Below are 26,207 nucleotides of genomic sequence, written 5' to 3' on the forward strand. Positions count from 1 at the left end.
AATCCTTTCTCGCGCAAGCGAACAACCCTTGAGGGACATAAGAAATGAACATCCGTAAGACCGCAGCGCGGATGGCCGGTGCGGGTGCCGTCGCCACCGCCGCTCTTGGCCTGTTCTCCACCGGTGCGGCCAACGCCGACACCTTCGTGCCGCTGCCCGGCGGCGAAATCACCCAGACCCTCTCCGACGGCACCGTTGTCACGGTCAAGCTGGTCGGCGAGTCCGCCAACATCAGCCCGTCGATGGGTGCCACCCCCGTGCACCGCAACGCCTGGGTCTCGGCGTCGGCGCAGGTCCAGATCTCCGGTGACACCACCGCGACCGGCGGCAAGATCTTCCCCGGTTACGTGGTCGGCTGCCAGGTCACCATCGACGGCGGCAACGTCAGCGGTGGCGCGACCGGTGGTGCCAGCTGGGACAGCAGTGGCAACGTCACCCCGCAGGCGGGCGCCAACACCGGCGCCAACCTGACCCTGGGCCCGGGCCAGGCCAAGTCGTTCTACGTCCTCGACGAGGAAATGCCGGACGACTACGGCAAGGAATCCCACAAGACCCGCAACAAGTTCACCGGCAACAGCGGTTCGGTCACCTGGTCCGACGAGACCATCGGCCTGAACGGCTGCGCCGGCTACGCGCAGGCGCGCTCCTTCGTGAGCGTCGAGGTCGAGACCGACAACGTGATCTCCTGGGTCACGCTGTGGGGCCAGCCCTTCAGCCTGGGCTGATCCTGAGCAAGGTGTAACAGTAACGGGCCCGGCGCTTTTCGCGCCGGGCCCGTTTGCCTTGCCCGGCTTCAGCTTTCGTGTTTGCCGCCCGCGCTGCCTTCGGCGAGCAGGTCCCGGATCTGGTGCAGCAGTTCGTTATCGGTGAGTGTTTCCTTCGGCGCGCCCCACAGCTTCTTGGCCCGGTTGGCCGGGATCACCAGGATGAAGTAGAGCAGCGCCGCGATGATCACGAAGTCGATGGCGGCGGTGATGATCGGTCCGATGGCGATGAAGGTGGCCGGTTTGTCGGCGATCAGCTGAAAGCCCAGGCCCAGTTGGCTGGTGCCGCCGAACACCGCCAGCAGCGGCGTGATGATGCCGTCGGTGAAGGCGGTGACCACCGCGACGAACGCGGTGCCCATGACCACGGCCACGGCCAGGTCGACGACATTGCCGCGTAGCAGAAAATCCTTGAAACCCTTGAGCATTGCCGAAACTCCTCTACCTGAGGGATCGAACGCAGAGTTGTCTAGATACCGGCGATGCTAGTTCACCGGCCGGCCGGTTCAGTGCAAGGCGGAGCCGAGTCAGTGGAATACGACGGTCAGCGCGCTGCGCAGGGAGGCGGCGGCCACCGCCGTCGCACGGCGGGAATCCAGCGCCAGCAGCACCACCCGATCGGTGCGGCCCCGCGAATTCTCGGTCCCCGACACCAGCACCACGGCCGCGTCGGCGGCCAATAGCCGTGCCGGACGGCCGTTTCCGCCGCCGTCCTCGCCCGCCACCACGTCCACCCGGTCTCCGGCCCGCAGGATCTCGGCAACGGCGTTGTCCGCCAGCCGAATCGGCACGATGCGCGCATCGGGTGCGTGCGCGGCCACCGCGGCGAGCCGCGGGCCCACCACACGCAGCTCGGTGACGATCTCACCGGCGGCCAGCGCGCCCGCCAGCGTGGCCCCACGCAGCCGCTGGGCGTCGCGCACGGTCCCGGAGGGCAAGGTCGCCGTTTCCCGTGGCGCGGACCGTAGATCGCCGTCACCGAGTATCTGCCCGGGCGACAGGTCGCGCGCGGCCACCAGCACCTCGGTATGCCCGGCGGCGGGGTCGGTGCGGACAGCGAGAAGGGCGGCGAGAACCAGCAGAGCGACCGCCCCGGCCCGCCGGAGTAGCACCGTGTCCGCCCAGGTGAGGCGGTTACGGAACTCCTGCAGGAATGCTCGGTACGGTCGCGTCATGCGGGCAGCGTAAGGGCGCCCGGAAAGCAACACGCCCGGGCGGAACCCGGGCTGTGGATAACAAAGTGGCTGTGGAACAAATGGGGTCCGGGGGCCTGGCCCCCGGAATCGTTCTTTTCGCGCCGAAGGCGCGTCAGGCAGCCGAGGTGCTGTTGGAGGTGCTCGACGCGGTCGAGGTCGAGGACGCCGCCGGGGTGGAGCTGCTCGAGCTGGAGCTGCCGCTGTCCGACGAGGAGGTCGAGGACTTGGCCGGCTCGGAGGAGGTCGACCCGTTGCGCGAGTCGGTGCGGTAGAACCCGCTGCCCTTGAAGACGATGCCGACCGAGTTGAACAGCTTGCGCAGCTTGCCGTTGCACTGGTCGCAGACGGTCAGTGCGTCATCGGAGAAGGACTGCACGATGTCGAACTTGTTGTCGCACTCGGTGCATGCATACGAGTAAGTAGGCATCGGGTAACCTCCACGCTCTTCGTCGAATTAGCACTCTACAGCTGGCAGTGCCAACGCTGCCAATCGGGTGTCAATTCCCGATGTGATCTTCCAGCCGTCTCAGCCCGCCGAACGGTGTCAGCGCCCACCCCATTCGGTGGTCGTGGGACTCCTCCGGCAAACGCTCCACGAGTTCCGTGTCACGCACCACCGCGACCAATCGCGCATCGGCACGGCATGCGCTCAAACTGCGATCGTAATAACCCGCGCCGCGTCCCAATCGGACTCCCCGGTGATCGACCGCCAATGCCGGAACCAGAATGGTCGCCGCCATTGCGATCCCATTCGCGATCGGTGCGCCCGCGGGTTCCCGGAGCCCGAAGCGGCCGCGCCGCAATCCCTCCGGACCGGTGTACTCGGCCCACTCCAGCGGCCCGGGCTCCCCGGTGACGGGGAGCAGCACCCGCGCGCCCGAGTCGCGCAGCGCGTCCAGCATGGCGAGTGACCCGGGTTCGCCGCCGACCGGCACGTACGCGCAGACCCAGCCGTCGCCGCCGAGCGCGTGGGCGGCCGCGGCCAGCGCCGCGGCCTCGCGCTCCCGGACGTCGGCCGGCAGGGTCTTGCGCGCCGCGAGGATCTCCTCGCGCCACGCCCGCTTGTCCCGTTCGCTCGTCACGCTCCCACCCTAGGGAGCCGCCTCAGCGATCCGAGCGGGGGCGGGTCAGGGTGAAGGTGTCGACGGCCTTCAGCTCGCTGGTCGGCCCGCTGAGGGCGTAGTAGGTGCCGGTGATGGTGGTGTTCCCGCCCGGCTGCCCCGGGTCGACGTCGAAAGAGCAGAAGCCGTAGGCGTATTCGGCGTCCTTGAAGGCCGACCAGGGCGCGTCCTCGAGCACGTACTTCGGCGTCTTCTTCCCGGTGGCCGGGTCGACGGCGCCGACGGCGGTGATGACCCGGCACTTGTCGCCGGGGAAGAACAGCTGATTCGAGGGCGCGGAGGTCCCGCCGCCGCCGATGACCAGGTGCACGGTGCCCTTGCTGGTGTCGACGACATCCTTGCGGGTGTCGACCGGCTTGGGCGTGAGGGTCTCCGAGCCGGTGACCCCGCGCACCGGATGCGAACGCTCGTAATGGTGTTCGTGCCCGCACAGCACCAGGTCGACCTGGTACTTGTCGAACAGCGGCAGCCAGTCCTGCCGGACGCCCAGGTCCGCGCCGTTGAACTTGTCGGCGGAGGAGATGGCGACCTGGTGCATGAACACCACCACCCAGTCGATCCCCTTGTCCGCCCGGGCCTTGGCCAATTCGGTTTCCAGCCATCGCTTCTGGGCCCCGCCGGAGTAGCCCTTGACGTAGCTGTTGCCGCCGTCCTGCAGGCAGATGTCGTCATTGGCGACCGCGATGACGCGCACGCCGCCGACGGTGAACGAGTACCACAGGCCCTTGGCGTGTTCCTCGGCTCCGGCGTCGGGCACCGTGAAATACGTCTGGAACGCCTGGTATCCGATGGGACCGTTGCCGCCCTCGTTCTCGTGGTTGCCGGGTGCGGGCATCCACGGCCGGTAGCGCGCCGAGCGGGAGTTGTTGGCCCACCAGTCGTTCCAGGTGCGGATGCGGTCGGTGGCGATATTGGCGTAGCAGAGGTCGCCGTTGACCAGGTTGAACAGCGGGGCCAGCGATTCCACCGCGGAGGTGACGTCGCCGGCGTACTGGGAGCCGAGGTTGTCGTTGAGGGCCTTGCCGTCGACGATCTTGCCGACGGTGGGCGTGCCCTGATCGCCGAAGCTGGTGAACCGGAACTTGGCGCGGCCCGCGGGCGCGGTGCGGATGGTGCCCAGTTCCGGCGGCGCGCCGTCGTGCCCGGCGGCGTACACGTAGTCGGTGTCGGGGGACAGGCCGGTGATCCGCGCGTGGTGGGCCTGGATCTCGATGCCCGACTTGGCATCCCGGTAGGTGCGGGTCTGCGCCTGCACGCTGGTGCCGAAACCGGAGTCGGCGGTGCCGTAGCGCACGGTGGGCGCGCTGACCGAGCCGGTGGTGTGCCAGCTGACCACGACCTCGCGGGCCGCGTCGGTCCCGAACTGCAGGTGCAGTCCCGAAACCCGCGGCGCGGCAGCGCGATCGGGGCTGGTGACCAGTTCGGCCGAGCGCGGCCAGGCCGGTGCGGTGGAGCCGTTGCTGCCGCGCAGCGCCACCGCACCGCCCGCGCCGACGGCGAGTCCGGCGATGCCCGCGACGGCCGAGGCCCCGAACAATCGGCGGCGGCTCAGGCCGCGCTGCCCCGCGGAACCGGATTGCCCGGCGTCGGGGGAGCTCACCGGGGGTGTGGCCGAGCTCTCCGGGCCGGAATCTGCGCTGTGGGGATCCTCACGGTCGGTCATAGGTGTCAGCTAACAACCGCTGGGTACGACGTAGGTCACGGCGCGGCGAACGCCATATGAAATGAACGGGTCGGTCTGCCAGATGGCCCTCGCTCCGGCGTTCGGTGCGCCCTCGCGGCCCCCGCCCCTTAGGCTCTCGGGGATATCGAGGCGGCCACGAGCCACTTCGGAGCGGATGACGGATGGATAGGGTGAAATTCATGACAGCTAATGGCGGCGGAGCCGTGTCGCCCAATCAGGGAGCCGATTCGTCGTGCTTCCGCACCGCGGTGGTTCCCGCGGCGGGGCTGGGCACCAGGTTCCTGCCCGCGACCAAGACGGTCCCCAAGGAGCTGCTGCCGGTGGTCGACACCCCGGGCATCGAATTGGTCGCCGCCGAGGCCGCGGAGTCCGGCGCCAATCGGCTGGTGATCGTGACCTCGCCCGGAAAGGACGGCGTGGTCGCGCATTTCGTCGAGGACCTGGTGCTGGAGAGCACCCTCGCCGAACGCGGCAAGTTCCATCTGCTCGAGAAGGTCCGCAAGGCCCCCGGCCTGCTGGACGTCACCTCGGTGGTGCAGGAGGAGCCGCTGGGCCTGGGTCACGCGGTGGCACAGGCGGAATCGGCCCTCGATGACGACGAGACCGCCATCGCGGTACTGCTGCCCGACGATCTGGTGCTGCCCTCGGGTGTGCTGGAGTCGATGGCGGAGGTCCGTTCCACCCACGGCGGTTCGGTGCTGTGCGCCATCGACGTGCCGAAGGAACAGGTCAGCGCCTACGGCGTTTTCGACGTCGAGGAACTGCCCGGCGAACGCTCCGACGTGCTCAAGGTCAACGGCATGGTGGAGAAGCCCGCCGTCGAGGACGCCCCCTCCACCTTCACCGCCGCCGGGCGATACCTGTTGGACCGCGCCATCTTCGACGCGCTGCGCCGCATCACCCCGGGCGCGGGCGGCGAGCTGCAGCTGACCGATGCCATCGCGCTGCTGATCGCGGAGGGTCACCCGGTGCACGTGGTGGTGCATCGTGGGTCGCGGCACGATCTCGGCAACCCGGGCGGTTATCTTCGTGCTGCGGTCGATTTCGCTTTGGAACGCGAGGAATACGGTCCCGCCCTGCGCGAGTGGCTCGAGCAGCGGCTCGGGCCGGACTGGAATCCTCAGCTGACCTCGTAGGAACAGACCACGCAGGACACGGCGGGCAGTAGTACACGACGGCAGTAATGACACGCGAATCGGTCGCGACGCACGCGGCGGGCGAGACAACGGAAGGGCGGCATGCGCTCGGTTGAGGATCAGCAGATCAAGGTGACCGCTGCGGCTGTGGCCCCGCGGCCGGTTCGGGTCGCGATCAGCGAGGCCCAGGGACTGCTGTGCGCCGAGGATGTGGTGACCGAACGCCCGCTCCCGGGTTTCGATCAGGCCGCCATCGACGGGTACGCCGTGCGCAGCGTGGATGTCGCCGGAGCGGGCGCGAATATCCGCGACGAGGACGGCAATTCGGTCGACCTGAGCCTGCCCGTGGTCGGTGAGGTGGCCGCGGGTTCGCGCCAGCCGATCCGGCTGCAGCCGCGTCAGACCGTGCGGGTGGACACCGGTGCGCCGCTGCCCACGCTCGCCGATGCCGTGCTGCCGCTGGAGAACACCGACGGCGGCCGGGCCCGGGTCAAGGTCTACGAGCCGGTGCGTTCCGGCGACTACGTGCGGCGCATCGGCGACGACGTGCAGCCCGGTGATCTGGCCGTGCGCGCGGGCACCATCATCGGCCCGGCCCAGGTGGGCCTGCTGGCCGCGGTGGGCAAGGACAAGGTGCTGGTGCATCCGCGGCCGCGGCTGTCGGTGCTGTCGGTGGGCGGCGAGCTGGTCGACATCGACCGCACCCCCGGACCGGGCCAGGTCTACGACGTGAACTCCTACGCGCTGGCCGCCGCCGCGCGCGACGCGGGCGCCGACGTGAACCGGGTCGGCATCGTCAGCGCCGATCCCAAGCGGCTCCGAGATGTGGTGGAGGGCCAGCTGGTTCGCTCCGAGGTGGTCGTGATCGCGGGCGCGGTCGGCGGCTGGGCCTCCGAGCAGGTGCGCGAGGCCCTGGAGGGCCTGGGCGAGCTGGAGATCACCCGGGTCGCCATGCATCCGGGCTCGGTGCAGGGTTTCGGCCTGCTGGGCCGCGACGAGGTGCCGACCTTCCTGCTGCCCTCGAATCCGGTTGGCGCGCTGGTGGTTTTCGAGGTCATGGTGCGCCCGCTCATCCGGATCGCGCTGGGCCGCCGTCACCCCATGCGGCGGGTGGTGCGGGCGCGCACCATCCTGCCCATCGCCTCGATCCCGGGCCGGCGCGGCTATCTGCGCGCGCAGCTCATGCGTGACGAGCAGACCGGCGACTATCTGGTGCAGCCGCTGGGCGGCCCGAACGGGGCGTCCTCGCATCTGCTGGCCACCATGGCCGAGGCCAACAGCTTGATCGTGATCGATCCGGATGTCACCGAGGTGCGCACCGGTGACGAGGTGCGGGTCGCCTTCCTGGCCCAGCGAGGGTAGGCCCGCCATGATCGGTCAGCGGCCGGAGGCGGCAGCCTGCGTAACCATGGAGGACGCCCGGGCATGGCAGATGGGTACAGCATGAATGTCTTCCGGTCCGCCCAGCATCCGGGCTGGCCGGCGCATCTGGGACCGGTGCGGGTCGCGGCGGGCACCGTCACGCTGCGGCCGATCCGGCTGCGGGACGCGTCGGCCTGGAGCCGGATCCGGGTCCGCGACAAGGACTATCTGGAGAAGTGGGAGCCGACCGGCCGCGGCCCGTGGGAGGCCCGCAACCACTCCAGCAACTGGCCGGCCCTGTGGTCCTCGCTCAAGGCGGAAGCCCGTCGCGGCGCGATGATTCCGTTCGTCATCGAGGTGGACGGCGCGTTCAGCGGCCAGCTGACCGTGGGCAATATCGTGCGCGGCGCGTTGCGGTCGGCCTGGATCGGCTACTGGGTGTCGAGCGAGCTGAGTGGCCGGGGCGTGGCCACCGCGGCGCTGGCGCTGGGGCTGGACCACTGCTTCGGCGATGTCGGGCTGCATCGCGTGGAGGCCACCGTGCGCCCGGAAAACCTTGCCAGCCAGGCGGTTCTGCGCAATGTCGGCTTCCGTGAGGAGGGCCTGCTGCAGCGCTATCTGGATGTCGACGGCGCCTGGCGCGACCATCTGCTGGTGGGCATGACGGTCGAGGAGGTCTCGGGGACCGTGGTGGACAGGCTGATTCGCGCGGGACGCGCCACGAAAGCCTGATAACTCGCTGTGCACTGCCATATCGAGGTCCCGAGTCCGAAGTCGTGTGACTAGTGTTGCGGGTGTGGTCGGCGCGCCTGTGGGGAATCCTCACGGTGTGGAATTACCCTACGGACGTCGGTGGTGCGTCCGTCTACTTGCCGGTAGGCGCTGCGGTGCACGTCGAAGGGACTATGAGCTGGGCTGGACGGAGGTGTGACGGCAATGCCGAATTCGATCTTGTGGATCGGTTTGGTGGTGCTGTGGGTCTTCGTGCTGTTCCCCATGCTGGCCAACCGTCATCCCCGTATCCGTCAGCACACCGACGCCGCCCTCTCGACGCGCGTATTGCATCGCGGTGGTGCGAAGGCTCGCACCAGGAAAGGTCCGGCGACCGGACATGACACCGACCCGGACTACGTGCCGGTTCGCAGAAAGCTTCAGCACCCGAGCGAGGATCCGGAGGATCGGATGACCAGATCGGACGATAGCCCCGCAGCATCGGACGAGAAGGAAGTCGACGCCGAGGGTTTCAGTGCGGAGGGTCTCGGTGCGGAGACCCGGGTGATCACCGAAGCGCCCGAGTCCGAAGCGGATTCGGCCGACACCGCCGCCGAGGCGGAACCGGCCGCCGAGATCGAGTCCGAGACAGCCGAATCCGAGCCGCCCGCCGAAACCGCCACGAACGAGGGCGAACCAGAGACCGATACCGCCGAGGAGGCGAAGCCCGAACCCCCGCGGCGTGCCCGACCGCCCGCCCTGCGCGCCCCCGGACCAGACCCCGCGGCGAGCCGCGAATCCGATACCGCCGAATCCGAGGACGAGGACGAGGATTTCGTGCCGTCCCGGCGTGGCCGCGGCGGCTTCGACGCGGAGGCCGACGCTGCGGCCCGCGCCGCCCGCTACACCTTCCGTCAGCGCGCGGTGCTGGGCCTGGTCCTGGCCACGCTCGCCCTGGCGGCCGCCGGTTTCGCCATCTCGTCGGTCCTTTGGTGGCTGTGCGCGCTGTCGGGCACCGTCATGGTGGCGTATCTGGCCTATCTACGTAGACAGGTCCGCATCGAGGAGGACATCCGCCGCAGGCGGGTCGCTCGCATGGTACGCAAGCGTACCGAGGTCGAGGAGGAGCCTGCCCGCGATCGCCCGCGTCCGGACCGCGAGCAGACCCGCACCCAGCTCCGGCGCGCGGTCCTGGTCGAATCCGATGACGAGGACCCGCTTTTCGAGCATCTGGAGCTCTTCGACGCGGCCGAGGCCCGGGCCACCCGCCAGCGGGCCACCGGCGGCCGGGAACGCCGAGCGGTCGGCGAATAGGACAGGCACGAGAAGAGGGGCCCCGATTCGATCGGGGCCCCTTCTCTATTTCGGTGGTTCGGGGGCGAAGCCCCCGAGGGGTGCGAGAGTTGTTCCTACCCGACCGGAATCTGCCGCTCGATCAGTTCGGCGAGGGTGCGCAGTTTCGCGGCGAACTCCCGGGCCGCCACCGGATGATCGGTGGAGCCCTTGACCACCTTCTGGGTGAGCGCGGCGAGCCGGGATTCGACGGAGCTGAACACGTCCGGATCGGTCGGCTGCTCCTCGATCAGATCCCCGCGCAGCCACGCCTGCAGCCGCTCGATCACCGCGTGCTCCTCGTAGTCGCGCGGCAGCACCGCGACGGCCTCGCGGAGCTTGCCCGCGGTGACCTTCACATCGGCGGCCAGCGTCGTGTACACGGTGACCGCCGCCTCCTCGCCGTGGGCCGCGGCCACCGGCAGCAGCTCGCGGATCTGTCCCTCGTTGATGGACGGCGCGACCGGATGCAGCCGCGCGGCCAGCGGCCAGGCGCGGATCAGCTTGTGCGCGTAGGACCGCTGCATGTCCCAGCGCTTCTCGACGTAGTCGTCGAAGGTGGCGTGCTCGGCGCGGTAGAGCCGGCCGTCGCGCACGATCTGCAGCGCGCGCCCGGCGGTCCAGAAGGCCACCCGCAGGGCGTCGATGGAGGATTCGCAGACCTCGAGCTGTTCGCTCTCGGACCGGCTGAGCGGACCCTCGCCGCCCGCGACGGGCAGCGGCATGTCGAGCACCGAGGGGGCTGGAGCCGGCGGTGCCGGATCGGGCCGTGTGGGTGCGGGTTTCGCGACCGCCGCCACGGCCGGCCGGGCGGGTGCGGCCGTGGTGGCGGCTTCCGGCTCGACCTCGGTTTTCGCCGGGGACAGCAGGACCGCGGTGGCCGCCTTCGACAGTTGCGGCGTGCGCGGCCATTTGGCGTCGCGCAGGGGCGAGACCGGGGGAGTGTGCTCGGCCTCGTCGGAGAGCGGGTTGCGGCCCAGCCCTCCACCGCCGATGGAACTCTTGCGGCGCTGCGGCGGCATCAGGCGGACACCTCCACCGGAATGTGCGCGGTCTGCGCGGCATTCAGATAGGCCCGCACGAGTTCCTCGCCGACGGCGCGATATTCGCCGAGATCCTCGATCGGATTCTCGGCTCCGTCGCCGACCTCGCCGTCGGCGGCTTCGCGATACCACTTCCAGGCGCTGACATAGGAGTCGAACACCTCGTATCCGGCGTCCTCCAGATTGCCGCGCTGGGTGCGGTATTCGGTCGATACGTTCACGCCGTTCTTCATCGTGACCGGCACCTTGGTCATGAGTACCCGGACCCGGATGGCGCGATCGTTCTCCGCCGCGGCCTCTTCCGCGGCCCGATATGTACTCGGGACGCGCTTCACCTCCGAGGGGCTGACGCTGGTGACCAGAATCAGTTCGTCACTCACCGGTACGGCGGCCTTGAAGATATCGGCCGATTCGCCGCCGGCGTCGACAATGATGACGTCGTAATTCCGGGAATTGTCGGTGATGCAGTCGTTCACGTGCCGGGACGGGAAGGCCAGCAGTTCGAAGGGGATCTCGACTTCGGCCTTCTGTAAGCGCCGATACCAGGAATAGCCGGTCTGGCTGAGCGGATCGGCGTCGATCACGAGCACTCGAAGTTCGTGCACGGTAGCGAAATATGAGGCGAGGAAGAAGGCGGAGGTCGTCTTGCCCACGCCGCCTTTGAGATTCCCGAGGGTCACCACGAGCGGTTCGGGAAGATTCGGTAGTACACCGGATTCGGTCATCGATCATCCTCCTGATGATGGGGAGGGCAGGGTTTTCCGCGAATCAGTCTCACACGGGCGCGCGCCCGCGCCCGCGAAGGCTCGCGCGATGTCGTGGAAATCGCTCGAAATCGACTGTGTTTCAAGGGGGAAAACCGCTGTGTCCAATTGGACACAGCCGTCAATGGTTACCGTTTCGTAATGAATAACACGCATGTCATTCGTTGCAGCGTGTGCACTTCCGGCGAAATATGCAATCTCGGATCTGCTGGCAGTACCGAAAATTCGCGTGATGGACGGATACCGAATAGCTTTCACGGCTTGATCGGAGGACGACCGCTCATGGATACGATCGGTGATAGACAGAAGGTTCGAGTTCTTCCGCGGCTGAGCCTGCGGACCCTGGTGACAGGAGTCCTCGGCGCGGCGGCAGTCGGTGCGGCCCTGCTGTTCACGGCGGGCGAGGCGCACGCGGCGCCGGTGACGGTCCCGGGTATCGGGGAGATCGAGATCCCGAACGAGATCGCCGGCCAACTCGGAATCCCCGTTCCGGCACCGGAATCCACGGCTGGGGAAGCCGGGGATTTTCGTCCCGTGACGATTCCAGGATCCGATGACAGGACGCCGGGCGTGGGCGAGGCCGACGCCTCGCGCATGGTCGCGGTACCCGAGCGGGTGGCCATCACCCCGGCCGACCCGCTACCGGATCCCGTTCCGGTGCAGTCGCTCTCGCCCGAGCCGCTGTATCCCGTCACCCCGGCTCCGGATACCCGCACGGTGGTGGTGGCGGGTCTCGGCAGCTTCACGATCCCCGGCAGCCTGCCGCCCCTGGCCGGAATTCCGGGAGTGACCGACGGCGCGGCCGCCACGCCCGGACCGGTGCCCGCGGCCATGCCGAAGCGGACGACCGGGCAGCGCGCCATCGAGGCGGCCCGCTCCAAGCTCGGCGCCTACTACCGTTCCGGCGGCAACGGCCCGGACTCCTTCGACTGCTCCGGATTCGTGCAGTGGTCCTATCGGGAGGCCGGAGTCGAGTTGCCGCGCACCAGCTATTCGCAACTGGCCGCCGGAACCCCGGTGCCGCTGGACGAATTGCAGCCGGGCGATCTGGTCTCGTACTACGGCGGCGGCCATTCGGCGCTGTATCTCGGTGACGGTCAGATCATTCACGCCAGCGACAACGCGTCCGGGGTGAAGATCTCGCCGTTGAACAATATGCCGGTGACCGGAGCCCGCCGCTTCTGATCAGGGCCAGCCGACCGCACCCGTGCGGCCGACGAAGTCCGGATAGCCGATCCCGCCGGTGCCCGCCCACAACTGCTGGGCCATGACCGCCAGGCGAGTTCGCAACGGAGAGACGATCTGCTCGGGAGTCATCGCGGTCGGATCATCGCACCAGAGGAAGAGCATGGAGCCACGCAAGAGGGACCGCTCGGAGTCGGGCAACCGCTGCCCGTCGACGAAGAGCCCCGGGTCCCAGACCCACAGCAGCTCGGGTGGCGCGTTGACCGCCGCGGCGGTACCGCCGGTCGTGAAGTACGTGGGCGTGAAGGCCGCGTTGAGGATGGGATGCCCCGCCCGGGTGAACTCCTCGGGGGTGCGACCGCCGGGCAGCCACGGCAGCCCACCGGCGCTGGCGGACCAATACTGCACCACCAGTTCGGGTTTCGGAGTCAGCAGGCCGGGATGGTCGAACCCGTCGTTCCAGACCCTCGGCGTCTTGCCGAAGGATTCGACGATGTCGGCGGCCCAGTTGGCGAACCCGATGATGACATCGCCGGGTGTCGCGCCGGGGCCGAAAGTCGTTGTGGCGTAGTCACTCAACTGCGGATAGCGGGTGTAGTCCGAGACGTACTCGTCGCAACCCAGGTGCCAGTACCGGCCCGGGAACATGGGCACGAACTCGTGCAGGATGTCGCTGATCAGTCGGTAGGCGGCGGGATTGGTGAGATCGATCTTGCCGCCGATGCCGCCCGCCAGCATATTGTCCCGCGCCGCGTCCTCGGTCGTGGTGCGTGCCGGACGCAGGACCAGGTCCTGATGCTCGGCCAGGATGGCGTTCATATGGCTGGGCATATCGATCTCGGGCACGATCTCGATGCCGTATGACCGGGCGTAGTCGAGGATGTCCCGGATGTCCTCGGCGCTGTAGTGCTCCGGTGAGGTGATCTCCGGATGACTGGTGCTCGCCAACCGGAAACCCTGCGTGTCCGAAAGATGCAACTGCACCATGTTCATCCGCAGATACGCGGCGTCCCGGATGCGCGCCTTCACCCAGCCGACGGGAAAGAATTCGCGTCCGGTGTCGAGCATGAGACCGCGCTCGCGGTAGTTCGGCCAGTCCTCGGCCGTGCCGCCGGGCAGCGTGGTGGACTGCCGCAGCCACTGCAGGACGGTCTGAGTTCCGTGTGCCATGCCCGCCGGGCTGTCGGCGGTGATGGTCAGCCGGTCGGTGACCGTGATGCGGTAGGACTCGGCGTCCGCGATGCCGGTGTCGCCGGTGCGCAGCACGATATCGCCCGGTCGATCGTGGTCGGCGTCCGCGGTGACCGGTCGTCCGGCCGGTGTCAGATCCTCGGCCAATCGTCGCGCGGCGTCGTCGGAGGCGCCGTCGGCGACGATGCGGGATTCGGCGTCGAGCGTGAATCCCGGTTCGCCCGCCGCTGGGTTCCAGCGCTGGATGCTCGGCACTGTCGACGGAAGCTGTTGTGCTGCAACGGGATTGGCCTGAGTCGGCGGAATGTGGACGGCTGCCCAGGTTGTGGCCGCGGCAAAGCAGACCGCGGCGCGGCGGATTCGCCGACCGAAATGAGACGAAGATTCGGGCACGCCGCCAATTGAACCCGTCAAGCCCCGGAAACGTCGTACGTTATACGGAACGGTCGGGTCGAAACTTTCGAGGTGCGCCATGGCTACCAGGAAATCAGCGGCATTCGCGTGCGCGGTATTGACCGCCGCTGCGATATCGGCCTTCACCGCGGCCCCCGCTTCCGCCGCACCGGTCTGTCCCGGCGCGGGGCAGCCGACCGCGGTGGTCGCCTCGCTGCCGGGTACCGCCCTCGAGGGGCTGACTGTGGACGCGGCGGGCCGAGCCTTCGTCACGGATCTGGTCAGCGGTCAGGTCTTCCGCATCGACGCGCCCGGCGCGCCCGCGGTCCCGATCGCCCGGGTCCCCAGCGGCGGCGCGGGTGCGCTGGCCTGGCTGCCCGACGGCCGCCTGCTGGTCGGGTACGGGGCCGACGCGCGGGTCATTGTCGGCGACACCGTCCGCTCGGCCGGGATAGTCACCGTCGATCCGAACACCGGGGCCGTGGCCCCCTTCGCCGCGGGACTCTCCGCGGCCGACGGCATGGATGTCGCCCACGATGGAACCGTCTACGCCACAAACGATTTCGGCTCCCTGGTGGGCAGGGTGTACCCGAACGGTGCGGTGCAGGCGGACTGGGCGAACTTCCCCAGCGCCAATGGCGCGGTGCTGAACCGGGACGACTCGTACCTGTACGTCTCGCGCACCTTCGTCAATCCCGGCGTCAGCCGGATCCCGACCGATGCCCCGTGGGCTCCGCAGTCGCTGCTGGACCTGTCCGGCGGTGACTTCCTCGCCGCACCCGACGGCCTCACCCTGGATTCGGTGGAGCGCCCGGTGCTGCCGTTCAACCCCTCCGGTCAGGTCGTGCGCGTCGACGCTCCCGGTCAGTACTGCGTGCTGGGCTTCGGACCGCAGATGACCAGTGAGGTGCAGTACGGCCGCGGCGGCCAGGGCTTCTCGGCGGGGCGGCTGTTCGGCATCACCTTCACCGGCCTGGTCTACGAGATCCCCGGCGGCTTCGATCCCGACGCCCGCACCGCCGCGCCCTGACGGGCTACGGGTTCGGTCAGCAGCCCGACGATCATGGCGATGATGTTGCCCTGCACGTCTTCTCGCTCGGCGGCGGTCGGCAGGTCCTGCCGTTCGTAGTCGGCGAGCAGGGCGAACATGACGGTGCTCATCGCCCGCAGCCGGTAGGTGCGCTGCGCCGGGGTCAGCTCGGGCATCGCGCGGTAGAGCCGCCCCACGATGATCCGGGTCGCGTGCCAGCGCTTCTCGTGCAGATCGGGCCCGCTCACCGCCGGATGCGCGCGCGCCTGCTCGAGGAACCGCGCGTAATGGGTGGACCCCTCGGCGTAGGGCACGTCGAACATGGGTCGCACCAGGAGTTCGACCAGCGCGGCCACGCTGTCGGGCGCGCCCGCGGCCTCGTGCGCGGCCAGCAGTTCGGTGCGCTTGGCCTCCAACGCGGGCTGGTGCCGCTCGATGATCGCCGTGATGAGCCCGTCCCGGGAACCGAAGTGGTAGTGCACCGCGGAGTTGTTGCGCTGTCCAGCCGCCACCGCGATATCGCGCAGGGCCACATCGGGCCCGCGTTCGGCGATGGTGCGCTCACCGGCGAGCAACATGAGCACGCGCGCGTCAGGACTGTTCATCGGGGTCACTATAGGGCCGCGCCGGTATTCCGATACACGCCGGAAACGGTACTATCGTCCCCTTCCCGGGTACCGCGCCGTACCGGGACCCGCACAGCCAGTCACAACGGTGGGCGGCCAGACACGACGGTGGTGAGAATCGATGACGCCACGACCCTTCCGGTCCCGCCGGGCCACGGTGGACCTCGCCCTGGTGGTGCCCACGAGCGGGCCCGCCGGCCTGTTCGGGCCGTCCTGTGAGGCGTGCGCGACGCTGGCCGTCGAGGACATCAATGCCGTCGGCGGGATTCTCGGGCGCCCGGTCCGGCTGCACACCGTCGACGCCGGAGCCCCGCTGCCGGTGCTGGCCGCGCAGATCGACCGCATGGTGAGCCTGGGCATGATCGACGGGGTGGTGGGCTGGCACCTGTCCAATGCCCGCAAGGTGATCACCCCGCACACCGCCGGCCGGGTGCCCTACATCTACACCACCTTCTACGAGGGCGGCGAGGACTCCGACGGCGTCTACATGGTGGGGGAGACCCCGGACCAGCAGCTGTTCCCCGCATTGCGCTGGCTCCGTTCGGAGCTGGGCGTGCGACGCTGGTGCATCGTCGGCAACGACTACGTCTGGCCGCGTGAAACTGCGAGGGCGACACGGGAATTCGCGGGCGGCACGGATATCGACGTGGTGGGTGAGGTGTTCGTGCCGCTGGGCGGGCGCGATTTCGGCGGCGCGCTGGAGCTGATCCGCCGTTCGCCCGCGCAGGGCGTGCTGATGTTCATGGTCGGCGCGGACGGCGCGGCGTTCAACTCGGCGTTCGCCGCGTCCGGCCTGGACGACGGGCGGCTACGGTTGAGCATGATGATCGGCGAGGACGTACTACTGGCGGGCGGACCCGACAGTGCGCGCGGATTGTTCACGGCCTCCGGCTATTTCGAGAGTCTGGTGTCGAACGAGGGCATGGCGTTCGGCAGCCGCTACACCGCGCGTTTCGGCCAGCTGGCCCCGACGCTGAACAATATCGGCGAATCCTGTTACGAGGGTCTGCTCTTGTTCGCCTCGCTGGCGGAGGCGGCGCGCAGCCTGGACGTGCGCGTCATCGAGCGCGGCGCGGCGCGAGTCGGTTACGGCGGCCCGCGTGGTGAGGTGCGGGTGCGGGGAGCGCACACCACCCAGCCGGTTTTCCTGGCCGCGGCGGACGTCATGGACTTCAGCGTGCTCGCGGATCTCTCGGCGAGCCGATCCTCGATCTGAGTGAACACGCACATGCCGCATCCGCCGTCGGAAGATATGTGGCACTGGGGGATTCCTATGCGGCGGTGGGCGACCTACTCGACCATTACGGGACACCGGGCCGCTTCCGTTCCCGCGAGAATGTCGCCAATTTCGTTGCCGCTGAAGCGTTATTACGAATCCGGTGGGGTGGATCGGCTCGCCGATCGCCTGGAAAACGAGATTCGTCCGCATATCGCGGCCGTGCTGCGCGGTATCCGCGATCGGGCGCCGCGGGCGCGGATCGTGGTCATCGATTACGCGAGCCCGCTTCCGGAGTCGGGGAGTTGTTATCCCGCAGCGCCTTTCGCTCGCGGCGATGTGCCCTACGTGCGGTCGGTGATCGGCCGGTTGGCGGCCGTTCAACTCGACGAGGCCCGGCGTGCGGGCGCGATCGGCGTCGATGTCTTCGGAGTGCCCGGTCACGACATGTGTCAGCCCGTGGGGCCGCGGTGGATCGAGCCGCTGATTCCGGCCGCCGCGACCACTCCCTTCCATCCGAATGTCACTGCGACCGCGGCCATTGCGCGCATGGTGGTGGCGGCGCTGGATTCGAACTAGGGCGAACGCTACGTTGCGTTCACAATGCGGGCAATGAACGAATGCCAGAGAGAACGGGATAACGCCTGTTGGACACGGGAATTCGCCGTTCGACGCGGCCGAAGCCTAATGCAATCGCGCAGGTCGTGTGTTGCAATAGGTTGGAGCCGCGCCGCTTCGGCGGCATTCTGATGAAGGAGCCGCTCCGATGCCCGGAGGAAGACTCAGCCAGGAGGATCGCCGTCTGATCGCCGCGGGTCTGTCCCGCGGGCGCGGCTATGCCGACATCGCTCGCCAGCTCAACCGTCCCACCTCCACCGTGAGCCGGGAGGTGACCCGCAACGGCGGGCCGGTCCGCTATCGCGCCGAGGTGGCCCAGGCCGCCACCGCGGTGCGCTCGCGCCGCCGCGTGCCACGGCCCAAGCTGGCCGAAAAGCCTTCCGGCGTCGATGAATACGGGCGCAGTCCGGTGCTGCTGGACGGGTTCAGCTCCGAGTTCGCCGAGCTCTTCGCGCAGACGGGGATGCCCAAGATGGCGTCGGCGGTGCTGGCTCGGCTGTATGCCGCGGATTCGGGGAGTCTCACCGCGGCCGAGCTGGTGACACATCTGCGGGTGAGTCCCGCGACGGTGTCGGCGGCGGTCGGCTACCTCGAGGAGCAGGCGCTGATCCGGCGGGACCGGGATCAGGGCACCCGCCGCGATCGTTACTTCATCGACGAATCAGCCTGGTACCGAACCACTCTCGCGGGCGCGCGAAACAACGAGCGGCTGGCCGCCAAGGCTCGCGACGGCGCGGACGCGCTGGGCAGCGCCACTCCCGCCGGCGTGCGGCTGCTGGGCATGAGCGAATACCTGCAGCGGGTGGGCCTGGACATGGTCCGTTCCGCCGAACGCTGGCGTGCTCAGCTCGCCCAGTGATGACTAGAGCGCGGGCGCTCCGGGCGGCGAGGCGCGAAATGGCTGCGCGACGGCGATTCCCGGGAATCTGCGGTGAATGCGATCGACGTACCGGCGCACCGTGGAGAGTTCGGCATTGAGTGACTGCCGGGCTTCCGGGGTGGGTGCGGTCTGCAATCGCCGGGTCAGTTTGACTACATGCCTTTCCAATTCATCCAGGAAGATGCGAGCTTGAGCTAACTCGGGATCCTCGCCGGCGTCGGGATTGTCGAATCCCCTGTACTGCATATCGCCGAAGTATTCCACGCAGCCCGGCTCCGCGTCGCGCAATGGGATTGCGTCCGGGTCTAATTCGCGGTGCGCAGGAATGCGTGCGCCGCATTGAATACTCCGGCCGGGTCCTCGAGCTGGGGCCAGTGGCCGATGCCCGGCAGGCTGACCACATCCGGATCGGCCACCAGTTCGCGGTAGCGGGCGACCAGGTGCGCACCGGAATTCGGGTCCAGCGGGCCGTTGATCAGGCGGGTCGGCACCACCTTGCGGATCAGTGGTTCGGCCCAGCGGTCGCGGTGGACGGCGCGCTCGGCCACGAACCGGCCGACCAGGTGATTGACGAAGCGGCCGTTGCCGTACAGCAGCACCTCGCGCAGTGTCCGCATGTCGTCGGCGTCGGGCTTGGTGTCCGGGCCGAACATCTCGCGCACGGCCACGTCGGTGACGCCGGTGCCGGACAGCAGTGGTCCCACGAGGTGTCCGAGCGGGGTGCCCAGCAATTTCTGCACCACGCGCGGGCGGTACACCTCGTAGAAGAGTCCGCCGTTGAGCAGCACCACCGCCCGGATATCCGGCCCCTCGGTTCCCTCGAGCCGGCGGGCCAGCAATTCCTGCGCCACGCTGACACCGAGATCGTGTGCCAGCAGCAGAGTTTCACCGGCCCCGAGGTGGCGCAGGAGCGCCTCGTGCATATCGGCGTGCTCGAGCACGCTGTAATGGTGCCGGATCGGCTTGTCCGAGAACCCCATGCCGAGCATGTCGGGCGCGATCACGTCGTAGTGGGCGGTCAGATCCGGCCAGATGCGATGCCAGTCGTAGGTATTGAACGGATACCCGTGGATGAGCAGCAGGGTGGGCCCCTTGCCCTCCCGGACGTAGAAGATCCGATGTCCGTCGAAGTCGAAGTAGTTCCCCTTCGACATCCAATCCGTCAGCTCTGCCCGCATTTCCGCCTCCGCCCGCCGGTAGTGGTATACCGATCGTTCTCATCCTGCCGCATCATCCTCCTCCGATCCACCGTGTGTGCGCACACCGCTACCGGATCGAGTAGCCTCGCCAAGCGAGCTGCCCCGCCCGATCGGGGTGTTCGGATCTCCGCAGCCTCACCGACAGGAATCTGAATGGCCATCAGTTATCTGGAATCGATCGTCGTCGGCGCACTGCAAGGGGTGAGTGAGCTGTTCCCGGTCTCCAGCCTGGGCCACAGCATCCTGTTGCCCGCCTGGGCCGGTGGCAAGTGGGCCGATGATCTGAGCATGTCGGCCAAGGATTCCCCCTATCTGGCGCTGCTGGTGGCCATGCACGTCGCCACCGCGCTGGCCCTGGTGATCTTCTTCTGGCGCGACTGGGTGCGCATTCTGCGCGGTCTGTGGGATGTGGCCACGACGCGCCAAATCCGTACGCCCGAAGCGAGATTGGGCGTCCTGCTGGTGATCGCGACGATCCCGGTCGGCCTGGCCGGACTCTTGCTGGAGAAGCTCGTCCGGCACTACCTCGGCAACCCGATTCCGACCTCGATCTTCCTGGCGATCAACGGCTTCGTGCTGTTGTCCGCGGAGCTCATGCGCAAGCGCGAGCACGAACCCGAGTTCCGGTTCTCCAGCCCCACCGGCCGCACCGGCGACCTCTCCATGGAGGACACCATCGTGCTCCCCATGACCGACCCGGACCGCGCCTCCGATGTGCGCCTGTCCCGCCTGAGCATTCGGGACGCCACCCTGATCGGCGCGGCCCAGATCGCCGCGCTCTTCCCCGGCATCAGCCGTTCGGGCAGCACCATCGTGGCGGGCCTGTTCAAGGGCATGCGCCACGAGGACGCCGCCCGCTTCGCCTTCCTGCTGGCCACCCCGGTCATCCTGGCGGCGGGCGTGCTGAAGATGCCCGAGCTGTTCAAGCACGAGAACCACGCCATCCTCGGTCCCGCGTTCGCGGGCAGCCTGGTGGCCGGTGTCATGTCCTATATCTCGGTCAAGTTCCTCACAGCCTACTTCGAGACCAAGACCCTGACGCCCTTCGCGATCTACTGCCTGGTCGCGGGTTTGGGCAGCTTGGTCTGGTTCAGCATTCGCTGAGCCGGTCGCTCACAACGAGAAATGCGCTGGTGCGGCACCCCGAAAAGGGTGCGGCACCAGCGCATTCTCGTTCTGTCAGTGGCCGGGCGTGGTGGTCGCCGGGGTCGTGGTGACCGGCGTGGTGGTGGTCGGCGGTACCGTCGTGGTGGTCACCGGCGGGGTGGTGGTGGTCGTGACCGGCGGCGTGGTCGTCGACGCCGGATCCGGGGTGACCGTGGTGGTCGGCGGGACCGTGGTGGTGGTCGGCGGCGTGGTGGTGGCCGGGGTGCTGGTGCCGCTCACCGGAGTCGTGGAACCGGTTGCCGGCGTGGTGGTTCCGGAGGTGAGGGTGGTGGGCGCGAGGGCCAGCGCGTTGGGCGCCTTGGTCGTGGTGGTCGGCGTCGAGGTGAGCGTCTTCGGGTTCAGCGTGCCCGCCTGCGCCTCCTTGGCCAGCTCGGTGAGCCAGGCCGCCGCGTAGTCCGCGGAGGAGACGTTCTTGCCGTTGTCCGGGTTCTGGTCGTGCCAGTAGTCGAAGTGGTGGCCGGTGCCGTTGGGGCCCAGGGTCAGGTTGTACGGATCGTTCAGCAGCACCGGAATGGTGTTCTGGTTGGTGGTGATCAGCCCGATGACCTCGTTGAACACCTTCTGCGGCAGGTAGGCCAGCGGCGACATGTTCTGGGCCTCGATATTGCTCGCGGCCACCGGCGTCGGATTGTCCTGGTTGGGCTTGTAATCCGGCTGCGACACCTTGAGCAGGACGTCGAGGAAGGTTTCCTTGCTGGTCCACCAGCCGGGGTTGTGCGCGATGTCGGCGAAGGCGTTGCCCGCGATCTTGCCCAGCGTCACGGCCACATCGATGCCGGTGGCGGGGGTGACGGTGCCGTCGTTCTGGAGCTGGTCGACATTGATCTGGCGGCCGACGTTGATGGCCAGCTGCAGCAGCGAGATGTTCTGCGGCGCGGCGCAGGTGAGATCGCCGTCGGAGCAGAAGGACGCGATGCGGCCGTTGAGCGAGCCGAAGTCACCTTGGTGGTCGGCCAGTGCGCCCTGACCGCCCGCGACGTCCTTGTTGTTCTGATAGCTCTGGTTGAAATTGTCGGGGTGGCTGGGATCCTTGGCCCCGATGAACGGTCCGTCGCCCGCCGAGCGACCCGAGTCGGCCAGGATCACGACACCGGCCACATTGCCCGGGTCCACGATCCCGTACTTGCCGTCGGCCCCGGCGTTCTGGTGGCCGATCTCCATGGCGACGCGGCGCGTGACGTCCGCGCCCTCGCTGTAGCCGACAATGGCGAACTTGGTGTTCGGGCAGGCCGCGGAGATATCGCGCATGACCTGCTCGGTATTGGCGACACCGGTGTTCACGGCGTCCTCGTAGCTGTTCAGGTTCGCCGGGTAGGACACGTACACGGCCCAGTACGAGTTGGAGTCGACCGACCCGCTCGGCGCGTTCACCACCGGATCCACCCAGTGGCTCTGGTAGTCGTCCGACAGCGCCGCCGGTAGCTCGTTGCCATTGGCGTCGACCAGCATCTTCGTGGTGCCCGCCTGCGGCGAGTCATTGCGGCCGGCGACCGAGATGGTCACCATGTCATGGCATTCGGTGACCGAGGCTTTCAACGCCGGGGCGGCCTGCTTCGAGTCCGGTGAAGACGTCACCGCGAATGTCGCCGCGACCGCCACCGCCACGCCGAGCGCCGCGATCGGCGCGACCGACGCCACCATGCGATGTCGTTTGAAGAAGTCGCGAATATCCATGCCCGAATCCCCATTTCACCCCGACAGTGAACCGTCAGGCCCCCTGTGCAGGTCGGGCCATCTACCACCGGACACGTCGTCCCAGGACTTCCGAGCGTTACTTTCGCGAATGAGCCGTTATCGCACCATGACTCGAATGCGCCGCATCAATGGTGGCCTGGGTCACATTCGGTGAGTCGGTGCTATCGCGGTAGCGGGCCCGCCGAATTCGTATCCGGCGGGCCCGCACCCCTCGATTCGGTCAGGCCCCGATCGGCTTGCCGAAGAACGAAGCGAGTGTCTCGCCGAGAGTGTCACCCAGGGTCTGCAGCTCGCCGGGGGTGCCGAGCATGGACGGGGAATCGGTGGTCGAGCAACCCGGCTGCGCGGGAACTCCATCGAGCCGGTCGAACAGCCACATGAGCGCGGCCGGCCCGCCGACCACCTCGGCGACGATGTGCTCGCTGGCCCAGTCGCGGGTGTAGGTCACCTGGGCCTTCGGGTCCTGGCAGTAGGTGTTCACGAGCTGGTTCGCCGAGCCGAGCGGCAGGATCTCGTCCCACTTGGAATGCCACATGAACACCGGCATGTCCGGCAGGCTCTTGCCGAGCCGAGTGTCGTCGAGCATGGCCTTGATCGCCGGTTCCTGTAGCGGGTCAGGCGAATTGATCAAACCCGTGATGTTCAGGAACGGCAGCAGCTCGGACTGGTATTGCACGCAGAACGGCGCCTTCACCGCGCGCAGCAGCTGGCCGAGCGGGTTGAGCTTCTGGTCCAGCAGCGCGTTGAAGTCCGGGTACTCGCGGGCCAGGCCCAGCACCGCGCCGAGCACCAGGCCCGAGGTCGCCTGATTGTTCGCCATCAGCAGGGCGTTGCCCAGATCCGCGCCGGTGCCGCCGGACGCCGCCCCGACGATATTCAGTTCCGGCGCATAGGTTTTGCGCAGTTCCGCGGCGTGCATGGTGGGCATGGAACCGCCCGAGTAGCCGTACATGGCCACCGGCGCGCCCGCCCCGACGCCCAGTGGTGCGAAGGAGGTGGCGGCGCGAATGCCGTCCAGGGTGATCCGCCCGCCCAGCGGGCCCGCCGCGTACGCCGAGTTCGGGCCCTGGTGGTCGGGGATCACCACCGCGTCGCCCTTCTGCAGCGCGGCCTGCGCGAACAGGAACTCGGCGGGCGCGACGATCTGGCCGACGAAGGCGGACGCCGAGAACTGTTGCAGCGCATAGGAGGGACTGCAGTAGCCCGCGGTGGAATCCTCGGCGATCTGCACCGAGAGCAGCTTGCGCGGCGTCGGGGCGGTGCCGCGCGGCTTGATCAGCGTGGCCACCGCCGGGATGGCCTCGTCGCGAGAGTTGTTGGAGCGGTAGGAAACCTGCCACGCGTCCACGTTCAGGGGGATGAGCCCGAAATTGGCGACATTCACCTGCCGGGCCGCGATGATCTCGCCGGGGGCGGCGGCCGCCACCACCTCGGCGGGCGGGTTGTAGAAGCCGGGATCGAGTTCGGGCGGCAGCGGCAGCAGCTGCGCGGGCTGGATCGGCGGCAGCGCCGGGGTGGCCGGATCGGCCTGCGCCGGGCCCGCGATCAGCCCCGTCACCGCCACCGCGCTGATGGCCATGGTCCCGAGCCGCAGCATCCGGCCGGTCAATCGCCTGGTCCTCATCGACCCACTTCCTCACCCTGTTCCCACTTGTGAGACTGCACAGTCTCAATATGCCGCGCTCACTATGCCACGGCTGTGAGCTGGCTCGCAATATCCATGAACGGCGGAAACGGTCCATGCCCGATCGGAAGGATTCGCACCCTTGCTTGGAGTGCACTCCAACTGGTTATGGTCGATGACCATGAGCAAAGTGTGGTTCATTACCGGCGTCTCGAGGGGTTTCGGACGGGAATGGGCACTGGCCGCCCTCGGGCGTGGCGATCGCGTCGCGGGCACCGCGCGTGACCTGAGCACCCTCGACGACATCGTCGCCAAGTACCCGGACACCTTTCTTCCGCTGCGGCTCGACGTCACCGACCGGGCCGCCGACTTCGCCGCCGTCGAGCAGGCGGCCGCCCACTTCGGCCGCCTCGACGTCGTCGTCAACAATGCTGGCTACGGCCAGTTCGGCATGATCGAGGAACTCACCGAGCAGGAATTCCGAGATCAGTTGGAGACCAACGTCTTCGGCGCCATGTGGGTCACCCAGGCGGCCCTGCCCATCCTGCGCGCCCAGCGCGGCGGCCACATCCTGCAGGTCTCCAGCATCGGCGGCATCTCCGCCTTCCAGAACCTCGGCGCCTACCATGCCTCCAAGTGGGCCCTCGAGGGCTTCTCCCAGTCCCTGGCTCAGGAAGTCGCCCCCTTCGGCATCCACGTCACCCTGATCGAGCCGGGCGGCTTCGCCACCGACTGGGCGGGCCCCTCGGCCCGCCACGCCACCCCCAACCCGGCCTACGATCCGGCCCGCGCGGCCCGCGCCGCCCAGCGCAATGCCGTCAAGCGCGGCGAGCCGACCGCCACCGGCCCGGCTGTCCTGGCCGTCGTCGACGCCGAAGAACCGCCCCTGCGCTTCTTCCTCGGCGAGCTCCCGCTGGCCATCGCTACCGCCGACTACGAGTCCCGCCTGGAGACCTGGCGCAAGTGGCAGCCGATTTCGGCTGCCGCGCAGGGGAACTGAGTCAGTCGATCCGCGATCCGGCGCGGAGACGGTCCATGGTCTCCGCACCGGGGTGGAACTCGACGCGATACCGGTCGGGGTAGATGCCTTCCACCGGGCTGAGATCGACCTCGGCGGCCAGGGAATCCCAAGGGACGGCGATGGTTTCACCGGTGTTCAGGTCGGTGAGGCTGACATTGTGGGTGCGGGGGAGCAGGGTGGGGACGGTGTCGGTCCAGGCGGCCATCGTCGATTCGGTGCCGTCCTTCATGCGGAAGTGCATCACCTTGGCGGCGAAGTCCTCGGTGCGCCCGGCGTCGAGATCCGCGCGCAGGTGCTTGTATTGGGCGCCATAGACATTCGCGGCCAAGGTCGCCTCCGCGGACCGGATCTCCTTCCACGCCAGATGTTCTCGCGACACCCGGTAGGGCACCAGCCGACCCGCCTCGTCCAGCGTGTACGGGACCGGCGAGACCTCGCGGACCGCGTTGTCGAACAGCTCGCGAGCCGAGTTCACCAGGTGCAGCACGTGCTGCGCCGAGTACTCCGCGCCCACCAGCACGCCGGTGTTCTGCGCGACGAAGACGATCGGCCGCGCCCCGGCCTTGCGGCCGATGCCCTCCAGCCAGCCGTCGACCAGCGGCAGCGCGCCCGCGTACAGGTCCCCGCTGGTGTCCGGGATGTGCAGCAGACCGCCCTTCGAGCCGGGTTCGTAGCGGGCCACGGTGTCCAGGGCCGCACCGGTGAGATTGGCTCGGGCCGTGGCGAACACGGTCTCGGCGTCGACACCCCATTCCGCGAGCTGCGAGGGATGGACGCGTTGCATGGACGTCGGCTGATCCAGCACGACGGTTTCGATCAAGCAGGGCAGGACCGGCCGCCAGAGGGTGTGGTCCCCGATCCGCAGGCCCTGCGTGCGGGCGTCCAGATCCGTGGCCTGCCGGATGATCGGCCGCAGCAGCGGGGCCGCGGCCTCCCAGCCCTCGGGGTTCTCCCGCTCGCTCAGCCCCGGGCTGTCCATGACGAACGTGAACAGCATCCGGTTGGCCTCGCGCGGCGTGACCGACCGGGTCCGCCTGAACACCGTCGTCAGATTGATCTCCCCCCATTCCCCGTTCTGCATCGTGTAGCGGATCTTGAACGCGTCCGCGTCGAAGGCGGCCTCCGCGACCCCGTTCTGTGCGCGCACCATGGCCAGCGCTTGCTCCCCGAACTGCTCCTGCTTGCGTTTGGCGCCGAACACCCCACCCAGAAAACTCATGCGCGGAAATCTACTCGAGCGCACCGACTC

The 26,207-nt window shown here is 68.4% G+C and carries 26 protein-coding genes; 12 read left to right on the forward strand and 14 right to left on the reverse strand.

The window, feature by feature from the left end; translation table 11 throughout:
• The first annotated feature begins 44 nt into the window (after positions 1–44).
• Positions 45–725, forward strand: coding sequence for an MspA family porin (locus GPX89_RS37730; RefSeq protein WP_157392543.1), 681 nt, complete (start codon positions 45–47; stop codon positions 723–725).
• Positions 726–793: 68 nt separating this feature from the next.
• On the opposite strand, the gene mscL is transcribed toward GPX89_RS37730, so the two are convergent.
• From mscL to GPX89_RS37755, 5 genes are all read right to left on the reverse strand, one after another.
• Positions 794–1,192, reverse strand: coding sequence for a large conductance mechanosensitive channel protein MscL (gene mscL, locus GPX89_RS37735; RefSeq protein WP_157392544.1), 399 nt, complete (start codon positions 1,190–1,192; stop codon positions 794–796).
• Between the two features lie 99 nt (positions 1,193–1,291).
• Entirely contained in the window at positions 1,292–1,939 is a 648-nt protein-coding gene (locus GPX89_RS37740; protein ID WP_157392545.1) for an SAF domain-containing protein, read from the reverse strand.
• Positions 1,940–2,072: 133 nt separating this feature from the next.
• On the reverse strand, positions 2,073–2,387 hold the full coding sequence (locus GPX89_RS37745; protein ID WP_157392546.1) for an FmdB family zinc ribbon protein: 315 nt from the start codon (positions 2,385–2,387) through the stop codon (positions 2,073–2,075).
• 70 nt (positions 2,388–2,457) lie between these two features.
• Positions 2,458–3,042: a 5-formyltetrahydrofolate cyclo-ligase gene (locus tag GPX89_RS37750; RefSeq protein WP_328602762.1), complete on the reverse strand. Its 585-nt coding sequence runs from the start codon at positions 3,040–3,042 to the stop codon at positions 2,458–2,460.
• A 22-nt stretch (positions 3,043–3,064) separates the two neighbouring features.
• Positions 3,065–4,744, reverse strand: a complete 1,680-nt coding sequence (locus tag GPX89_RS37755) for a purple acid phosphatase family protein (RefSeq protein WP_157392547.1) — start codon at positions 4,742–4,744, stop codon at positions 3,065–3,067.
• A gap of 200 nt (positions 4,745–4,944) precedes the next feature.
• Between GPX89_RS37755 and GPX89_RS37760 the strand changes: the two genes are divergently transcribed.
• The 4 genes from GPX89_RS37760 (at position 4,945) to sepX (ending at position 9,288) form a co-directional block, all read left to right on the forward strand.
• Complete coding sequence (locus tag GPX89_RS37760) at positions 4,945–5,901, forward strand: UTP--glucose-1-phosphate uridylyltransferase (RefSeq protein WP_157392548.1); 957 nt, start codon at positions 4,945–4,947, stop codon at positions 5,899–5,901.
• 102 nt (positions 5,902–6,003) lie between these two features.
• Positions 6,004–7,263 carry a molybdotransferase-like divisome protein Glp gene (gene glp, locus GPX89_RS37765; RefSeq protein WP_157392549.1) on the forward strand — a complete coding sequence of 420 codons (1,260 nt, stop codon included), beginning with the start codon at positions 6,004–6,006 and terminating at the stop codon, positions 7,261–7,263.
• A gap of 81 nt (positions 7,264–7,344) precedes the next feature.
• Positions 7,345–7,995, forward strand: coding sequence for a GNAT family N-acetyltransferase (locus GPX89_RS37770; protein ID WP_157392651.1), 651 nt, complete (start codon positions 7,345–7,347; stop codon positions 7,993–7,995).
• Between the two features lie 204 nt (positions 7,996–8,199).
• The gene (sepX, locus tag GPX89_RS37775; RefSeq protein ID WP_157392550.1) at positions 8,200–9,288 is read left to right on the forward strand and encodes a divisome protein SepX/GlpR; all 1,089 of its coding nucleotides are present in this window, start codon (positions 8,200–8,202) and stop codon (positions 9,286–9,288) included.
• A 95-nt stretch (positions 9,289–9,383) separates the two neighbouring features.
• Here sepX and GPX89_RS37780 read toward each other — a convergent pair whose 3' ends face one another.
• Entirely contained in the window at positions 9,384–10,328 is a 945-nt protein-coding gene (locus GPX89_RS37780) for a hypothetical protein (RefSeq protein WP_157392551.1), read from the reverse strand.
• A complete protein-coding gene (locus GPX89_RS37785; RefSeq protein ID WP_157392552.1) occupies positions 10,328–11,074 on the reverse strand; it encodes a ParA family protein in 747 nt (248 codons plus the stop codon). The genes GPX89_RS37780 and GPX89_RS37785 overlap by 1 nt, the downstream gene beginning before the upstream one ends.
• Before the next feature lie 321 nt (positions 11,075–11,395).
• Between GPX89_RS37785 and GPX89_RS37790 the strand changes: the two genes are divergently transcribed.
• Entirely contained in the window at positions 11,396–12,298 is a 903-nt protein-coding gene (locus GPX89_RS37790) for a C40 family peptidase (RefSeq protein WP_235949009.1), read from the forward strand.
• Here the strand turns inward: GPX89_RS37790 and GPX89_RS37795 are convergent, their stop codons facing one another.
• On the reverse strand, positions 12,299–13,744 hold the full coding sequence (locus GPX89_RS37795; RefSeq protein WP_198347781.1) for a family 20 glycosylhydrolase: 1,446 nt from the start codon (positions 13,742–13,744) through the stop codon (positions 12,299–12,301).
• Between the two features lie 217 nt (positions 13,745–13,961).
• Between GPX89_RS37795 and GPX89_RS37800 the strand changes: the two genes are divergently transcribed.
• A complete protein-coding gene (locus GPX89_RS37800) occupies positions 13,962–14,912 on the forward strand; it encodes an SMP-30/gluconolactonase/LRE family protein (RefSeq protein WP_157392554.1) in 951 nt (316 codons plus the stop codon).
• Here GPX89_RS37800 and GPX89_RS37805 read toward each other — a convergent pair.
• Complete coding sequence (locus tag GPX89_RS37805; protein ID WP_157392555.1) at positions 14,861–15,517, reverse strand: TetR family transcriptional regulator; 657 nt, start codon at positions 15,515–15,517, stop codon at positions 14,861–14,863. The genes GPX89_RS37800 and GPX89_RS37805 overlap by 52 nt on opposite strands.
• Positions 15,518–15,659: 142 nt before the next feature.
• On the opposite strand from GPX89_RS37805, the gene GPX89_RS37810 reads away from it, so the two are divergent.
• The 3 genes from GPX89_RS37810 (at position 15,660) to GPX89_RS37820 (ending at position 18,231) form a co-directional block, all read left to right on the forward strand.
• Positions 15,660–16,754: a substrate-binding domain-containing protein gene (locus GPX89_RS37810; protein ID WP_157392556.1), complete on the forward strand. Its 1,095-nt coding sequence runs from the start codon at positions 15,660–15,662 to the stop codon at positions 16,752–16,754.
• Between the two features lie 135 nt (positions 16,755–16,889).
• Positions 16,890–17,333: a GDSL-type esterase/lipase family protein gene (locus GPX89_RS37815; RefSeq protein ID WP_157392557.1), complete on the forward strand. Its 444-nt coding sequence runs from the start codon at positions 16,890–16,892 to the stop codon at positions 17,331–17,333.
• A 187-nt stretch (positions 17,334–17,520) separates the two neighbouring features.
• A complete protein-coding gene (locus GPX89_RS37820; protein ID WP_157392558.1) occupies positions 17,521–18,231 on the forward strand; it encodes a GbsR/MarR family transcriptional regulator in 711 nt (236 codons plus the stop codon).
• Between the two features lie 3 nt (positions 18,232–18,234).
• Here GPX89_RS37820 and GPX89_RS37825 read toward each other — a convergent pair whose 3' ends face one another.
• Together GPX89_RS37825 and GPX89_RS37830 are read right to left on the reverse strand one after the other, a co-directional pair.
• Entirely contained in the window at positions 18,235–18,516 is a 282-nt protein-coding gene (locus tag GPX89_RS37825; protein WP_157392559.1) for a hypothetical protein, read from the reverse strand.
• A gap of 41 nt (positions 18,517–18,557) precedes the next feature.
• Positions 18,558–19,430, reverse strand: a complete 873-nt coding sequence (locus tag GPX89_RS37830; protein ID WP_157392560.1) for an alpha/beta fold hydrolase — start codon at positions 19,428–19,430, stop codon at positions 18,558–18,560.
• Positions 19,431–19,604: 174 nt separating this feature from the next.
• Between GPX89_RS37830 and GPX89_RS37835 the strand changes: the two genes are divergently transcribed.
• Entirely contained in the window at positions 19,605–20,555 is a 951-nt protein-coding gene (locus GPX89_RS37835; RefSeq protein ID WP_157392561.1) for an undecaprenyl-diphosphate phosphatase, read from the forward strand.
• Positions 20,556–20,630: 75 nt separating this feature from the next.
• Here GPX89_RS37835 and GPX89_RS37840 read toward each other — a convergent pair whose 3' ends face one another.
• Positions 20,631–22,292: a cutinase family protein gene (locus tag GPX89_RS37840; RefSeq protein WP_157392562.1), complete on the reverse strand. Its 1,662-nt coding sequence runs from the start codon at positions 22,290–22,292 to the stop codon at positions 20,631–20,633.
• Positions 22,293–22,533: 241 nt separating this feature from the next.
• Positions 22,534–23,937, reverse strand: coding sequence for a lipase family protein (locus tag GPX89_RS37845; RefSeq protein ID WP_157392563.1), 1,404 nt, complete (start codon positions 23,935–23,937; stop codon positions 22,534–22,536).
• A 181-nt stretch (positions 23,938–24,118) separates the two neighbouring features.
• On the opposite strand from GPX89_RS37845, the gene GPX89_RS37850 reads away from it, so the two are divergent.
• Positions 24,119–24,937, forward strand: a complete 819-nt coding sequence (locus GPX89_RS37850) for an SDR family oxidoreductase (protein ID WP_157392564.1) — start codon at positions 24,119–24,121, stop codon at positions 24,935–24,937.
• A 1-nt stretch (position 24,938) separates the two neighbouring features.
• Here GPX89_RS37850 and GPX89_RS37855 read toward each other — a convergent pair whose 3' ends face one another.
• Complete coding sequence (locus GPX89_RS37855) at positions 24,939–26,177, reverse strand: hypothetical protein (RefSeq protein ID WP_157392565.1); 1,239 nt, start codon at positions 26,175–26,177, stop codon at positions 24,939–24,941.
• Positions 26,178–26,207 lie beyond the last annotated feature (30 nt).

It is taken from the genome of Nocardia terrae (assembly GCF_009760405.1).
Lineage (GTDB): Bacteria > Actinomycetota > Actinomycetes > Mycobacteriales > Mycobacteriaceae > Nocardia > Nocardia terrae.

Coding starts and splice junctions, on each gene's coding strand:
- GPX89_RS37730 (WP_157392543.1), top strand. CDS start 45: ATGAACATCCGTAAGACCGCAGCGCGGATGGCCGGTGCGGGTGCCGTC.
- mscL (WP_157392544.1), bottom strand. CDS start 1,192: ATGCTCAAGGGTTTCAAGGATTTTCTGCTACGCGGCAATGTCGTCGAC.
- GPX89_RS37740 (WP_157392545.1), bottom strand. CDS start 1,939: ATGACGCGACCGTACCGAGCATTCCTGCAGGAGTTCCGTAACCGCCTC.
- GPX89_RS37745 (WP_157392546.1), bottom strand. CDS start 2,387: ATGCCTACTTACTCGTATGCATGCACCGAGTGCGACAACAAGTTCGAC.
- GPX89_RS37755 (WP_157392547.1), bottom strand. CDS start 4,744: ATGACCGACCGTGAGGATCCCCACAGCGCAGATTCCGGCCCGGAGAGC.
- GPX89_RS37760 (WP_157392548.1), top strand. CDS start 4,945: ATGACAGCTAATGGCGGCGGAGCCGTGTCGCCCAATCAGGGAGCCGAT.
- glp (WP_157392549.1), top strand. CDS start 6,004: ATGCGCTCGGTTGAGGATCAGCAGATCAAGGTGACCGCTGCGGCTGTG.
- GPX89_RS37770 (WP_157392651.1), top strand. CDS start 7,345: ATGAATGTCTTCCGGTCCGCCCAGCATCCGGGCTGGCCGGCGCATCTG.
- sepX (WP_157392550.1), top strand. CDS start 8,200: ATGCCGAATTCGATCTTGTGGATCGGTTTGGTGGTGCTGTGGGTCTTC.
- GPX89_RS37780 (WP_157392551.1), bottom strand. CDS start 10,328: ATGCCGCCGCAGCGCCGCAAGAGTTCCATCGGCGGTGGAGGGCTGGGC.
- GPX89_RS37785 (WP_157392552.1), bottom strand. CDS start 11,074: ATGACCGAATCCGGTGTACTACCGAATCTTCCCGAACCGCTCGTGGTG.
- GPX89_RS37790 (WP_235949009.1), top strand. CDS start 11,396: ATGGATACGATCGGTGATAGACAGAAGGTTCGAGTTCTTCCGCGGCTG.
- GPX89_RS37800 (WP_157392554.1), top strand. CDS start 13,962: ATGGCTACCAGGAAATCAGCGGCATTCGCGTGCGCGGTATTGACCGCC.
- GPX89_RS37805 (WP_157392555.1), bottom strand. CDS start 15,517: ATGAACAGTCCTGACGCGCGCGTGCTCATGTTGCTCGCCGGTGAGCGC.
- GPX89_RS37810 (WP_157392556.1), top strand. CDS start 15,660: ATGACGCCACGACCCTTCCGGTCCCGCCGGGCCACGGTGGACCTCGCC.
- GPX89_RS37820 (WP_157392558.1), top strand. CDS start 17,521: ATGCCCGGAGGAAGACTCAGCCAGGAGGATCGCCGTCTGATCGCCGCG.
- GPX89_RS37830 (WP_157392560.1), bottom strand. CDS start 19,430: ATGCGGGCAGAGCTGACGGATTGGATGTCGAAGGGGAACTACTTCGAC.
- GPX89_RS37835 (WP_157392561.1), top strand. CDS start 19,605: ATGGCCATCAGTTATCTGGAATCGATCGTCGTCGGCGCACTGCAAGGG.
- GPX89_RS37840 (WP_157392562.1), bottom strand. CDS start 22,292: ATGGATATTCGCGACTTCTTCAAACGACATCGCATGGTGGCGTCGGTC.
- GPX89_RS37845 (WP_157392563.1), bottom strand. CDS start 23,937: ATGAGGACCAGGCGATTGACCGGCCGGATGCTGCGGCTCGGGACCATG.
- GPX89_RS37850 (WP_157392564.1), top strand. CDS start 24,119: ATGAGCAAAGTGTGGTTCATTACCGGCGTCTCGAGGGGTTTCGGACGG.
- GPX89_RS37855 (WP_157392565.1), bottom strand. CDS start 26,177: ATGAGTTTTCTGGGTGGGGTGTTCGGCGCCAAACGCAAGCAGGAGCAG.